Source organism: Pseudomonas sp. McL0111 (genome assembly GCF_052567255.1).
In genome coordinates, this window is sequence record NZ_CP199585.1 from 3,896,046 (window position 1) to 3,909,554 (window position 13,509).

General features: G+C 56.8%; 14 protein-coding genes. 1 reads left to right on the forward strand and 13 read right to left on the reverse strand.

Going from position 1 to position 13,509, the window contains the following annotated elements:
- Positions 1 to 30 precede the first annotated feature (30 nt).
- From ACTWLJ_RS17895 to ACTWLJ_RS17925, 7 genes are all read right to left on the reverse strand, one after another.
- On the reverse strand, positions 31 to 825 hold the full coding sequence (locus tag ACTWLJ_RS17895) for a hypothetical protein (RefSeq protein ID WP_445177795.1): 795 nt from the start codon (positions 823 to 825) through the stop codon (positions 31 to 33).
- Positions 822 to 1,199 carry a hypothetical protein gene (locus tag ACTWLJ_RS17900; protein WP_445177796.1) on the reverse strand — a complete coding sequence of 126 codons (378 nt, stop codon included), beginning with the start codon at positions 1,197 to 1,199 and terminating at the stop codon, positions 822 to 824. Before ACTWLJ_RS17900 ends, ACTWLJ_RS17895 begins: the two co-directional genes overlap by 4 nt.
- The gene (locus ACTWLJ_RS17905) at positions 1,199 to 2,536 is read right to left on the reverse strand and encodes a hypothetical protein (RefSeq protein WP_445177797.1); all 1,338 of its coding nucleotides are present in this window, start codon (positions 2,534 to 2,536) and stop codon (positions 1,199 to 1,201) included. Before ACTWLJ_RS17905 ends, ACTWLJ_RS17900 begins: the two co-directional genes overlap by 1 nt.
- A gap of 143 nt (positions 2,537 to 2,679) precedes the next feature.
- The gene (locus tag ACTWLJ_RS17910) at positions 2,680 to 3,867 is read right to left on the reverse strand and encodes an acyltransferase family protein (protein ID WP_445177798.1); all 1,188 of its coding nucleotides are present in this window, start codon (positions 3,865 to 3,867) and stop codon (positions 2,680 to 2,682) included.
- A 183-nt stretch (positions 3,868 to 4,050) separates the two neighbouring features.
- Positions 4,051 to 5,376, reverse strand: a complete 1,326-nt coding sequence (locus ACTWLJ_RS17915; RefSeq protein WP_445177799.1) for an OprD family porin — start codon at positions 5,374 to 5,376, stop codon at positions 4,051 to 4,053.
- 175 nt (positions 5,377 to 5,551) lie between these two features.
- Entirely contained in the window at positions 5,552 to 5,866 is a 315-nt protein-coding gene (locus tag ACTWLJ_RS17920) for a helix-turn-helix domain-containing protein (RefSeq protein WP_445177800.1), read from the reverse strand.
- A complete protein-coding gene (locus tag ACTWLJ_RS17925; protein WP_401219043.1) occupies positions 5,863 to 6,207 on the reverse strand; it encodes a toxin in 345 nt (114 codons plus the stop codon). Before ACTWLJ_RS17925 ends, ACTWLJ_RS17920 begins: the two co-directional genes overlap by 4 nt.
- Before the next feature lie 371 nt (positions 6,208 to 6,578).
- Between ACTWLJ_RS17925 and ACTWLJ_RS17930 the strand changes: the two genes are divergently transcribed.
- Positions 6,579 to 7,052: a GNAT family N-acetyltransferase gene (locus tag ACTWLJ_RS17930; RefSeq protein ID WP_445177801.1), complete on the forward strand. Its 474-nt coding sequence runs from the start codon at positions 6,579 to 6,581 to the stop codon at positions 7,050 to 7,052.
- Between the two features lie 189 nt (positions 7,053 to 7,241).
- On the opposite strand, the gene nuoN is transcribed toward ACTWLJ_RS17930, so the two are convergent.
- Genes nuoN through nuoI form a run of 6 tightly spaced genes read right to left on the reverse strand, consistent with a single transcriptional unit; the run spans position 7,242 to position 13,505 of the window.
- Entirely contained in the window at positions 7,242 to 8,705 is a 1,464-nt protein-coding gene (gene nuoN / locus ACTWLJ_RS17935) for an NADH-quinone oxidoreductase subunit NuoN (RefSeq protein WP_445177802.1), read from the reverse strand.
- Positions 8,706 to 8,712: 7 nt separating this feature from the next.
- On the reverse strand, positions 8,713 to 10,245 hold the full coding sequence (gene nuoM, locus ACTWLJ_RS17940) for an NADH-quinone oxidoreductase subunit M (RefSeq protein WP_445177803.1): 1,533 nt from the start codon (positions 10,243 to 10,245) through the stop codon (positions 8,713 to 8,715).
- Positions 10,246 to 10,284: 39 nt separating this feature from the next.
- Positions 10,285 to 12,138, reverse strand: coding sequence for an NADH-quinone oxidoreductase subunit L (gene nuoL / locus ACTWLJ_RS17945; protein ID WP_445177804.1), 1,854 nt, complete (start codon positions 12,136 to 12,138; stop codon positions 10,285 to 10,287).
- Positions 12,135 to 12,443, reverse strand: a complete 309-nt coding sequence (gene nuoK / locus ACTWLJ_RS17950) for an NADH-quinone oxidoreductase subunit NuoK (protein ID WP_003223790.1) — start codon at positions 12,441 to 12,443, stop codon at positions 12,135 to 12,137. The genes nuoL and nuoK overlap by 4 nt, the downstream gene beginning before the upstream one ends.
- A 3-nt stretch (positions 12,444 to 12,446) precedes the next feature.
- Entirely contained in the window at positions 12,447 to 12,947 is a 501-nt protein-coding gene (nuoJ, locus tag ACTWLJ_RS17955; RefSeq protein ID WP_401221539.1) for an NADH-quinone oxidoreductase subunit J, read from the reverse strand.
- A gap of 9 nt (positions 12,948 to 12,956) precedes the next feature.
- Positions 12,957 to 13,505: an NADH-quinone oxidoreductase subunit NuoI gene (gene nuoI / locus ACTWLJ_RS17960; protein ID WP_129394527.1), complete on the reverse strand. Its 549-nt coding sequence runs from the start codon at positions 13,503 to 13,505 to the stop codon at positions 12,957 to 12,959.
- Positions 13,506 to 13,509: the final 4 nt, after the last annotated feature.

The window sequence follows — 13,509 nt, forward strand, 5'->3', positions numbered from 1 at the left end:
TTGAATCGTCGCTGAAGCTGTTTGCCGTTGTCACGCAAACACCCCGAAGAATTTTCCGCTTAGATAAACCACGCAATAACCAAGGAATGAATAGGCGAGCATCCGGGCAGGAATGAGGACCAGGCGTTGCAGGGATAATGGAAAGCAAGCAAGCTCATCCACTACAGCGGGATCAACGGTCGTCAGAAAATCATTGTCCAGCAAAAGCATGGCCGAAATGTGCGACAGGCGACAATAGCGGCCGTAAACGTTGTGCCCCATCACCCGACGATTACGAGCGACGAAATACGAACTTTTTAACGCCGCTTCCATCTCCGCTAATTTGAAATAGCTTGTCCATATCTTCGCGAGTACCGCAATCAAGGCCAGCATGAGGCAAGCGATTAACACAGAGATGCAAAGCAGTTTCATGTCACTCACCGGTTTGGAAAGTGTCCTGCATAACCACTCGATACCCAGCCAGAGCATGAGTAAACCGGCACCAGTCAAAGCGAACCGGAAGAGGCGGCCTGGGGTGCAAGCCCATTTTTTCAAATGCTCCGGAAAAGTCTCTGCCTCCTTGACTGCTTGCGGGTTGAACATATGGATCGGTGAAAAACGACTGGTCAGCGCGCCTATCTGCCTGACTCTTTTCATTCTTCCCTGCGGGCCATTTCCCAGTACGCTCCGGTTTACGCTCACAAGATAAGAGGCAATGAAATGCGCCTCCATCTGATCCAGCCGAAAATAGGCCGCAAACAACGCGATTGCTTCGCTGAGGAAAAGAAGAAAGAGTACGACTGCCCATGAGGCAAGGTAGAGGTGCTCTATAGGAGCTGTATTCACAAAAAATCCTTAACGTTGATCCACACCAGAATTACGAAGCCCCACACGATACAAATTGCATTGATGTGACCTGGAATGACGACCCAAGGGCGGAGTGTTCTTGGGAAATTTTCTACCTCGTTTATCGCGCTTGGGTCCATGTTGCGAACGAATCTGAAAGTTAATAGTGCGTAAGCAACTTCGAGGTTTCGCACCTTGAATATTATTGGAGTGTTGTTGTCGCCTCGATGTGATGCGACGAGGCGAGAGCTGGCAAGGTGACTTTGAATTTCTTCCAGTTTGTGAGTCGCTATGTAGACTGAAAAGGCGTAATTCAAAAAAAACAACACGAATAGTGGTACTCCGGACAAAGCGATGAGTTGGTCGAAGGTCATTACGGGGCCGCCTGGTACAAATTTTCACCGATAAACTCACCTGCCAAGCTGCCGCCATCCCCCATCTGCGAAGCGAGCAAGCCGCTTACAACTAGCATGCAGGCGATTCCTCCTGCCCCAGCTGTTCCCACACCTATGGCTGCACATGTCATCGGAGCAATGGTTGGCGCCAGTTTGCCCGCGACTAGTCCGCCTAGAACATTTCCTGATAGTTTCGAGCCTTCCATAAACTTTGCTCGACGGCACTCTTCCTCGCGCCCGCTGCGACACGCTTCGTAGATTTTCGTCGCCGCAGAGCTTGCGCCTAGTCCTATTGCGATATAGCCACCGGCCTTCATATATTTTGAAGCTCGCGCTACACCGTCAATATTTGTCGCGTAACCCGGCAACTGAGTCGGTGCGCCAGCCTTGTTCCAGTTGTGCACGACTCTTCGTGTAGACAAGCCTAGTGCCCGTTTGAGTTTTGGGTGATCCGCAATCCCCGCCGTTTTGCGCACCAAAGGGCCCAAACTTGCGTCCAGTTTTGTCATCAACCGTTTGCGTTTAGCATAAAACTCCGGTGAGTTCAGGTTCCCGTGCTGGCGGTATTGCTCTGTGTGTAATCGTTCCAACTCTTTAAGAGTGTCTTTAAGCGTTTCCATATGCTGACCCACCATGAAAGAAGCCACACCCAGTGCTCCGGAAGACACCCCCAAAAACGGCTCAATCACCTCATGATGCTCAACCATGAACGATGCTTCTTCATCCGTCAGATCCTTCAGTGCTTCATCCACTTTTTCCGCTGCAACCATCATCTGTGCCTCTTCGCGGCGGCACATGTAGTTGCGTGAATCACTGAAGATCACCATTTGCCCCGGTTTTACCTGTTCACCCAAGTGTCGATTGAGCGAACGAAATTCACGGCGTAGCACATCGCTGGGGGTGATTTCGTACAGCGAGCGCTCCAGCGCATCGAGGCTTATGGGTTTCTGGACGATATGAAAACCCGATTCCGCTGGTTGGGGCAGGGTGAAGGCGTGTTCTTCCACCAGATGCTGCGCTGGTGGTGGTTCGGGTTTGGGTTTGAAGGCATTCCATGACGCGCCGCCGTTATCCGCTTTGACACGCGGCTTCACGATGACCCAGTCACCACTCGTGACGGCCTCAAGCAGTTTTCGCTGATGAGCGCTCTGCATGTAGTTGGCGCGGTTGGCACCGATAGCGTTCAGCAGGTCATCAAAACCCGGTAGATCACCGGGGTAATTCAGTGCCTGTCTGAACTCTTCAACGGCTTGATAGGTGTCGAGAACCTGGCCGGGCTGGTGATGGTGTTCGCTTTTGGGGATGAGTTTGCTCACGTCCGTGTCCCGTTTTGCAAACGGGGGACTTTGGCGAGTGGCCTCGGGTTTTAATGCCGGGAGATTCCGGTTTAGGCGTAGGGCAAATCCGATTTACCTTTGCGATTAAGCGGCTCCTCAAGGGAAGAGCCGCTACAGCGGCTCTACTTGACGGACACTTGCTCGGCGTTCACAACGGCCGAAACGGGCTGCGCTTCGTTCCTCAACTTGCGCTGGGCAATCTCTGCGCCGCGTTTGCGCAGTGGTGTTTCGATAAAGCGATAGTTCAGTTCGCTCAACACCAGCAATATCCCGATCGACGTCACCAGCAACTCAACGGTAAAGCTGCTATCCAGCGGCACGCCCTGGCTGGCGGCGACACGGGTCCAGATTTCGGTGCTCAGGTGATTGGTGAAAACGTGGATGACGTATAGCGCGTAAGACCTTGAGCCGAGCCATTGCATGAAGCCGCGCAAGAAGTTGGGGCAGTAGATGTAATTCTTCTGGTAACTCGCCAGCCAGACGATGATCACCGAGACGATGGCGACCATGCCGACGGCAATCGGCATCGCAATCAGCTGGATGGCAATCGCGCCGAGCATGTAGAGCAGGAACAATGTGCAGAGCAGGCGTTTGAGTACGCCTTGGCCGAGTCCGCTAGGTTCTATTTGTTGATAGAGGCGGGTGCGGGTGAACAGGCAGAGAAGAATCCCCCACAACATCGCATCCAGCCGGAAAGACGTGAGCATGCTGCTTGTCGGGTTGCCGAACGGGTTTCGGTCCAGGCCGAACTGCAACGCAATCAGCGCGATCAAGGCAATCACGCGCCAGCGCGGAGCGGTGATGAACAGCAGGAAAAACGGGAAGATAAAGTAGAACTGCTCTTCAAGCGCCAGGCTCCAGTATTGCGGGCTCGGGCCAAGCAGCGAGTTGTATTGGTTCGCCAGGTTGCCGCTGAAAGTCGCTACGGCGGTGAAGCTGCGCACATTGTCGAACCACGAACCGAAGGCGTTGGACTGGTTGAAAACGATGGAAAACACCAGTGGGATCAGTATCCAAAGCCAGGCGGTCGGCAACAAACGATAGGCGCGACGCAGCCAGAAAGACACGGCGGCCAAGCCAAACTGGCCTTGTTCGCGATGTTTGTCGAAGTAGTCCAGATAGGCTTTGCTGACCACGTAACCGGAGATGCAAAAAAACAGATCGACCCCGGTCCAGGGCATGAAAATCGAGAAGATTCTTAGAAACGTGTCGACATGGAAGGGCAGCAACATCTTCAGGTGACTCAAGAGGGTCATGGCCACAGCAGCCCCTCGCAAGTACTCGATTTCCAGATTTTTGCGGTTACTCATCGGTCCCTCGTTATTATTATTAATTCGCGCCCGCGACGATGGCAGGTGGCCTGCGGGTTGGTCAAGAACACGATGGTAAATTTTGGACACGAAAAAAAGGCGCCCCGAAGGACGCCAAAAAGATTCACCTCTTACCAAAGGAGCAAGGAGCTTCTAAAGGTGAATTTGCATTGCTCGTGAAACTCAGAGAATCGCCAGCGGGTATTCGACAATCACCCGCACTTCATCCAGATCCGACTCGAATGCCGTGGCGCGAGTCGTGGCCTGACGCAGACGTAGCGACATGTCTTTCAGCGAACCGCTTTGCACCACGTATTTGACTTCGACATCACGCTCCCAGCGCTTCTGGTCGGTCAGCGGATTGCCCTCGGCATCGCGGCGCATGTAAACGGCGTTGGCGTTGGTGTAATCGGCGTCGGTGCCGCGCGCATAACGGGTCATGAACGACAGGCCTGGTACGCCGTAAGTGGTCATGTCGAGGTCGTAGCGCACCATCCAGGAACGTTCTTTTGGCGAGTTGAAGTCGCTGTACTGGATCGAGTTGTCGAGGAAGATCGAGTCGGACTGACGCAGGTAATCGAAGTCGTCATTGCCGTTGTTGCGTTGGTGCGACAGGGCTACGGAATGGGCGCCGAGTTTCACGCCGACGCGACTGCTCCAGATGTTGTTGTCGAACTCGCCGAGCAGTTGTTTGCCCTCATCGACGGCCTTGTAGTAGTTCAGGCCACCGAACAGCGAGAGGTCATCCGACAGCGGATATGTCCACGCAGTGCCGACGTAATACTGATTCCAGGCATCCTTGAGGCGGCTGGAGTAGAGGCTGAAGCTGAGGTTTTTGTTCAGCGCATAATCGCCACCACCGTAAGCGATCCACGGCGAATTGACCGGGCCGGCGTAGAACGTGGCGAAGTTCTCGCGCATGTCGCTGGACACCGGTTGGCTCATCGCATGCAAGCGCCCGCCCTGAACCGACAAGCCGTCGATGCTGGTGTTGGTCGCCGTCACACCGCGAAAGCTCTCGGGCAGCAATCGCGAGTCACCAGCCGCCACCACCGGGTTGGCCGGGAACACGTCGCCGACCTTGATCACCGTATCAAACGCCCGCACTTTGGCGGCGCCACCGACCTTGGTGTATTCGTCCCGCGCCTGGCCGTCACTGTTGACCGGCAGCAGGTCAAACGAACTACGGCCACCATTGCGCCCGTCACCGGTGTCGAGCTTCAGGCCGATCATCGCAAACGCATCAACACCGACCCCGACGGTGCCTTGGGTAAACCCGGATTCGAACTTGCTGATGACCGCATGCGCCCAAGCCTCGGAATAACCGTTGCCGGTCGGGCTGGACTGGCCGTTGCGATGATCACGATTGAAGTAGAAGTTACGGTTAAGCACCGTCAGGCTGCTGCCTTCGACAAAACCCTCAGGTTTGTCCTCCGCCAACACCATGGACGGCCCGGAGCCGACCACCACCGCTAAAGCGGCCATCGACATTTTAGAATTGTTAAGCATCAATCACTCCTTGGGTTCGGCAGAACGGGAACATGCTTCGGCGTGGGTTTTATTGTTCGACGGGCAAAGGCCCGCCGGCATTGGTCGCCGGGTCACATCGTTGCAAGCTGCGGATAACGCCAAGGTGATGGGGGAATTACAATTTCGTCATGTGGGTGGTTTGTGCCAAGTCGGTTCAGCTCAAGGCTGCGAGTTGTTCGATGGTTTGTGGAAAACGTTGTACGAGCCGAATCAGTGTTGTTGCTTGAGCATTGGGTTTGGCGCGTCCCTGCTCCCAGTTCTCGAGGGTTCGGGTATTTGTTCGCAGATACATGGCGAAAACCGATCGGGAGAGATTCAGTTGTTGGCGGATCGCTACAACCTCCTCGGCGGTGATAGGCACCAGCTTTGGTAACTGGACTTTGTGGGTGCGGAGCGTGATCTTGCCTTGGCGCTCGTCGGCCAAGGCGTCCAGACCCTCCATCAATTCAGAAAAAATGTCACGTTTCATATTTGGGTTCTCATGTTTAGTTCTCTAGCGAGCACTTGTCTGAATAGCTTTTTCTGGGCAGCGGACAGATCGTCTTGTTCATTTTTGCTGAAAACTGTGAAGAGCCAAAACTGATCGAAGCCCGACCACCAGTAATAAATAACCCGCAAGCCTCCACGTTTACCTTTGTGACGTCGGTGATCGTTAAAGCGAATTTTGCGAAGTCCGCCCGTTCCCTCTATTAGGTCACCCGCTTCAGGGTTTTTCAGCATCTCTAGCTGAAAGCTTCGAAATAAATCGTCGTCCAGATAATCCGCACGGTGTCTCTGAAATGCAGGTAATTCGATAAATAGAGCGTCCATGTTCTGTACGTCACCTGCGTATAGTGTTGTCTCGATAACCGAATCGGTCAAGGCCTCCAAGCCATCCTTTTCGTCCCTGTCCCAACGGTAGACCCAGGTCGTAAAAAGTACCTGTAGGACAGATCGGCGAGTGAGGTAGGTGTAATTCGATTCAGCAGAGAAGAAACTGCGTAATTGACGTGTCGGAACAATTCACATAACTATTGGATCATGAGTGTCCTACGTCGAATGATCGTGATGTACCCCTCTATGACCGCTTCCGATGGGCCATAAGGTGATGCATGTCTCGTAAATGACGTGTTATCCAAAGCCCCGCCAGATATGGTTGAGGCTTTTTCGTTCCTGTCCGCACATGGCTCATGGAGAGAGAAATGTTCGAAATCACAAGAGCCACCGCCAGCGACGCGCAGAGTGCGTTCGAGATCCGACGGTCAGCCATTCGGTATCAATGCATTGGCGCCTACAGTCAGCAGCAGATGCTCGATTGGACCAAGGGTTCGGCTAAAGACGGCTACGACACGCTCATGCAAAAGCATTTCTATCTGGGCTGCATCGAGGGCGAGCCAGTAGCGACCGGGATGCTCGATCTTGAGCACCGTGAAATCGGCGCGATCTTCATTCTTCCGGATTTCATGCAGCGTGGTCTGGGCCAGCGTGTTTTGTGCTTTCTCGAAGATCTGGCGCGGGAGCTTGGTTTGACCGAGGTGTGTCTGGACGCAACTTTGAATGCCGCCGACTTCTATCGGAGCTGCGGTTACATCGGGGAGGCGAGCGCGATTTACCAGTCACCTTCAGGTCTGCAACTGGCGTGCGTGCCTATGGTGAAGAATCTGTGGCGACACTGACATTGTGGCGAGGGAGCTTGCTCCCGCTGGACTGCGTAGCAGGCCCCGCTGTTTAGCTAAGAAGCGGGGCCGCTTAGCGTCCCGGCGGGAGCAAGCTCCCTCGCCACAGGTTATTTGTTGCTACATGATTTCCGCATAACAAAAAACGGCACCCGAAGGTGCCGTTTCCGTTTGTAGCCAGTCGAGCAATCAGCCCGCCAGACCCGCCTGCTGAACCAGTGTCAGCAATGGCTGCGGGTAAACACCCAGGAAGAACGCAACCAGGGCGATGGCCAGCAGCATCACGCCGCCGGCTTTCTGTTCCCAGTGTAATTGGGCGTCGTGGCGACGCAGGTTTGGTTCGATCAGGTAGAGGGTGACCATCACGCGCAGGTAGTAGAAGACGCCGATGGCGCTGCCCAGTACCAGCGAACCTACCAGCCACCATTGGTGCGATTCGACACCGGTAGCGATGATGTAGAACTTGCCGATGAAGCCAGCGGTCAGCGGGATACCGGCCAGCGACAGCATCATCACGGTCAGCACAGCGGTCAGGTACGGACGGCGCCAGAACAGGCCGCGGTACTCGTACAGCGCGTCTGCGTCACGGCCGTTGTACGGCGAGGACATCAGAGTGATCACGCCGAACGCGCCAAGGCTGGTGATCACGTAGGTGACCAGGTAAACGCCGATGGCTTCGACTGCCAGACCCTTGCTCGCCACCAGTGCGATCAGCAGGTAGCCGAAGTGCGCGATGGACGAGTAACCGAGCAGACGCTTGAGGTTGCTCTGGGTCAGGGCCAGCAGGTTACCGAACAGGATCGACGCGATGGCGATCACGGTCAGCACGTCGCTCAATACGCCACTGCTTGCGGCAGGGGAGATCTGGAACAGCCGCACCATCACCGCGAACACGGCAACCTTCGAAGCGGTGGCGAGGAACGCTGCAACCGGCGCCGGAGCACCTTCGTAAACGTCCGGCGTCCACAGGTGGAACGGTACCAGCGACAGCTTGAATGCCAGACCGATCAGCATCATGCCCAGGCCCATCTGCGCCAGCGAGCTTGGCAGGCCGGTGGCCGCCAGGGCTTGACCGATACCGGTGAAGCTCAGGCTGCCGGAGTCGGCGTAAAGCAGCGCCATACCGAACAACAGGAACGCGGAACCGGCTGCCGACAGCACCATGTACTTGATGCCGGCTTCCAGCGAACGCTTGTTGAAGAAGGCGTAAGCCACCAGACCGTAGACCGGTACCGAGAGCAGTTCCAGACCGATGAACAACCCGGCCAGGTGCTGCGCGCTGACCAGAACCAGACCACCGGCGGCGGCCATCAGGATCAGCAGGTACAGTTCTTCACGGTTGCCCGGGTAACCCGAACCGCCATCGCCCAGATAGGCGTGGGCGAGGGTGACGCAAGCAAGGGTGGCGACCAGGATCAGCGCCATGTACAGGCAGGCAAAGGAGTCGATCTGCAGCAATGGAGTCACGGCCAGAGGCGCGACTTTCAGGGCTGGCAGGATCGACAGCAAGGCCAGGTTCAGACCCGCCACCGAAATCAGGAAGGTCTGCGAGTGGTTGCGGCGCCAGGCGATTGCCAGCATCACCACGATAATGGTGAGGCTGGTGATCAACAGTGGCGCAAGCGCAATAAAGTGTTGAATCGTGAATTCCATAGCGCTCTTACCGGGCCGAAGCGAGTTGAGTGAAGGCGGTGCCGAGCCACTGCTGTACGCCATGCATCGTGGCGGCAGAAGTGTCGAGGAACGGTTGCGGGTACACGCCGAGGTAAATCAGCAGTACCGCAAGGCCCAGCACCATGATCAGTTCGCGAGCGTCCATGCCGTGCAGGACCGAATCCGATTTGGACGGACCGAAGTAAGCGCGGTGGATCATGATCAGCGAGTAGACCGAGCCGAACACCAGACCGGAAGTGGCAATCGCGGTGATCCATGGAGAAGCAGCGAAGCTGCCGATCAGGATCAGGAACTCGCCAACGAAGTTACCGGTACCCGGCAAGCCCAGCGAAGCGGCCGCGAAGAACAGGCTGATCGCCGGCAGGTAAGCGATGCGCGACCACAGACCGCCCATCTCACGCATGTCACGAGTGTGCAGACGCTCGTACAACTGACCGCTGAGGATAAACAGTGCCGCTGCCGATACACCGTGCGCCAGCATCTGGATCACTGCACCTTGCAGGGCCAGTTGGCTGCCGGAGTAGATGCCGATCAGTACGAAGCCCATGTGGGAAACGGACGAGAAGGCGATCAGACGCTTGATGTCGGTTTGTGCGAACGCCAGGAACGCGCCGTAGAAGATCCCGATCAGACCGAGGGTCATGGCGATCGGCGCAAATTCGGCCGAAGCATTCGGGAACAGCGGCAGGGCGAAACGCAGCAGACCGTAAGCTGCGGTTTTCAGCAAGATACCGGCGAGGTCGACGGAACCCGCAGTCGGCGCCTGGGCGTGAGCATCAGGCAGCCAGGAGTGGAACGGAACCACTGGCAGCTTGACCGCGAAGGCGATGAAGAAGCCGAGCATCAGAATGTACTCGGTGGTCATCGACATCTTGGTTTTCAACAGGTCGGCGTAGTTGAAGGTAATCACGCCAGTGTTGTTGAAGTTGACCAGCACCAGACCGAGGATCGCCACCAGCATGATCAGGCCGGAAGCCTGAGTGAAGATGAAGAACTTGGTCGCTGCGTAGATCCGGGTTTTCTTGCCGTCCGAAGAACTGTGACCCCAGAGCGCGATGAGGAAATACATCGGCACCAGCATCATTTCCCAGAAGAAGAAGAACATGAACAGGTCGAGGGCGAGGAACACGCCGACAACGCCGCCCAGAATCCACATCAGGTTCAGGTGGAAGAAGCCAACGTGACGTTGAATCTCTTTCCACGAGCAGAGTACCGAGAGGATACCCAGCAGACCGGTCAGCAGGATCATCAACAGCGACAGGCCGTCGAGGGCCAGGTGCACGTTGATGCCGAAGCGCTGGATCCAGACATGCTTGAACTCAAGCGCCCAGGTCGGATCGGCGCCAGGCGCCGGAGCAAATGAATAGTCACCGTGGGCCCACAGCCAGAGGCCGAGAGCGAGTTCCAGGGTCATGGTCAACAGCGCAATCCAGCGGGGGAGGGTAGCGCCGAAGCGCTCACCCATCCAGCACAGCAGGCCGCCGATGAAGGGGATCAGGATTAGCCAAGGCAGAATCATGACGGGCTCGTTTCCTTTCGCAAATTCGCAAGGTTCATATCAGACCGCTACCAGCACGATGGCGCCAATTACCAGCACGGCACCAGCAGCCATCGAAGCAGCGTACCAACGCAGTTGACCGGTCTCGGTGCGGCTCAGGGCAGTGTGACCACCCTTGGCCATACGCGGGATCAGACCGATGGTCTGGTCGAGCGGGTCTTTGCGCAGCATGTGGCTGATCGCTAGGTACGGCTTGACGAACAGTTTGTCGTAGATCCAGTCGAAGCCCCAGGCAGCGAACCACCAGGCCGAAAGGAAACGGCCGATGCCGCTGTTGGCGATGGCAGTCACGAAGCGACGCTTGCCGAGGAACAGCAGCGCGGCCAGCAGGATACCGGCCAGGGCGATGGCGCCCGAAGCGATTTCCAGACTGTGCTTGGCTTCGCCGCCGGCATGCCCAACGCTTTCTGGCAGTACGCCGTGCAGCGGTGGAACGATCATCGCGCCGACGAAGGTCGACAGCACGATCAGCACCGACAGTGGCAGCCAGTGAGTGATGCCGTGACCTGCGTGGGCTTCGGTCTTGGCTTCACCGTGGAACGCGATGAAGATCAGGCGGAAGGTGTACAGCGAAGTCATGAACGCACCGACCAGACCTGCGTAGAGCAGACCGTGGTTGCCGCTGGCGAACGCTTCCCAGAGGATTTCGTCCTTGGAGTAGAAGCCTGCGGTGACCAGTGGCAGGGCAGACAGTGCCGCGCCGCCGACGATGAAGCTGGCGTAGGCCAGTGGCAGTTTTTTCCACAGACCGCCCATCTTGAAGATGTTCTGCTCGTGGTGGCAGGCAACGATCACCGCACCGGAAGCAAGGAACAACAGGGCCTTGAAGAAGGCGTGGGTCATCAGGTGGAAAATCGCGCCATCCCATGCACCAACACCCAGCGCCAGGAACATGTAGCCGATCTGGCTCATGGTCGAGTAGGCGAGGATACGTTTGATGTCGGTTTGTACCAGAGCGGCGAAACCTGCCAGCACCAGCGTCACACCACCAACGATGCCGACCAGGTGCAGGATGTCCGGCGCCAGGGCGAACAGACCGTGGGTGCGGGCGATCAGGTAGACACCGGCAGTAACCATGGTTGCGGCGTGGATCAGTGCCGAAACCGGGGTAGGGCCGGCCATCGCGTCCGCGAGCCAGGTTTGCAGCGGCAGTTGTGCCGATTTACCGACCGCGCCGCCCAGCAGCATCAGGGTTGCCAGAACGATCCAGAAATCGCCTGCCTGGAAGTGCTGAGGCGCCTTCACCAGCAGTTCCTGGACGTTCAGCGTGCCCAGTTGCTGGAACAGGATGAACAGGCCGATGGCCATGAACACGTCGCCGATACGGGTCACGATGAAGGCTTTGAGTGCGGCGTTACCGTTGTTGCGGTTGCTGTAGTAGAAACCGATCAACAGGTACGAGCACAGGCCTACGCCTTCCCAACCGAAGTAGATGAACAGCAGGTTATCGCCGAGGATCAGGAACAGCATGCTCGCGATAAACAGGTTGGTGTAGGCGAAGAAGCGCGAGTAACCGGCTTCACCGCGCATGTACCAGGAGGCGAACATGTGGATCAGGAAGCCGACACCGACGACCACACCGAGCATGGTCACAGCCAGACCATCCAGGTACAGCGCGAAGTCAGGCTGGAAGCCTTCCACCGACATCCAGCGCCACAGCACCTGGACATAGGCGCCACCTTCCGGTGGCGCGACGTTGAATTGCCAGATCACGTAAGCCGCGACGATGGCAGACAAGCCGATGGAGCCGACACCGATCAGCGCCGAGAGGTTTTCCGAGAAGCGGCCGCGAGAAAACGACAGCAGCAGGAACCCGATCAGAGGGAATACGAAAGTCAGAAAGAGTAGGTTCATCCGCGCATCTCACTGGCAGCGTCGATATCGAGCGTGTGGAAGCGGCGATACAGTTGCAGCAGGATCGCCAGACCAATACTGGCCTCGGCGGCTGCCAGACTGATCACCAGGATGAACATGATCTGTCCATCCGGCTGGCCCCAACGGGCGCCCGCAACGATGAAGGCCAGTGCAGAGGCGTTCATCATCACTTCCAGACTCATCAACACGAACAAAATGTTACGGCGAACCATCAGGCCAACGAGGCCGAGGCAGAACAGGATGCCGGCAACCGCCAGACCATGTTCGAGAGGGATAGCAGGCATGAATTACTCCTTCGCCTCGTTGCGGCCCAAATGGAACGCCGTGACGGCTGCGGCGAGCAGCAACATCGAGGCGAGTTCGACCACCAGCAGGTACGGACCGAACAGGCTGATGCCCACGGCTTTCGCGTCCACAGTGGTTTGACCAATGGCGGCGCCACTGGAATGGCTGAACAGCACATACAGCAGTTCAGCCAGCAGCAGCGCTGCGAGCACGACCGGGCCGATCCAGATGCCCGGTTTGAGCCACACGCGTTCTTGCTGAACCGAGGCAGGCCCCAGGTTCAGCATCATCACCACGAACACGAACAGCACCATGATGGCGCCGGCGTAGGCGATCACTTCCAGCACACCGGCGAACGGCGCGCCGAGTGCGAAGAAGGTCATGGCCACGGCGATCAACGAGATGATCAGGTAGAGCAGGGCGTGCACGGGGTTGGTGTTGGTGATCACACGTAGCGTGGCCACAACAGCGATACCCGATGCGAAATAGAAAGCGAATTCCATCGTTCTTCCTTAAGGCAGCAAGCTCTTCACGTTGATCGGTTCGGCTTCGTTCTGGGCGGCGCCTTTCGGCTTGCCAGCGATTGCCATACCTGCAACACGATAGAAGTTGTAATCAGGGTTTTTGCCGGGGCCGGAGATCAAAAGATCTTCTTTCTCGTACACCAGGTCCTGACGTTTGAACTCGGCCATCTCGAAATCCGGAGTCAACTGGATTGCGGTGGTCGGACAGGCTTCCTCGCAGAGACCGCAGAAAATGCAGCGCGAGAAGTTGATACGGAAGAAGTCCGGGTACCAGCGACCGTCTTCGGTTTCAGCTTTCTGCAGCGAGATGCAACCTACCGGGCAAGCCACGGCGCACAGGTTGCAGGCTACGCAACGCTCTTCGCCATCGGGGTCGCGGGTCAGAACGATGCGGCCACGGTAACGCGGTGGCAGGTAGACCGCTTCTTCCGGGTATTGCAGGGTGTCACGCTTGCGAAAGCCATGGCCGAAGACCATGACCAGGCTGCGCAACTGGGTACCAGTACCCTTAATGATGTCGCCAATATATTTGAACATGGGT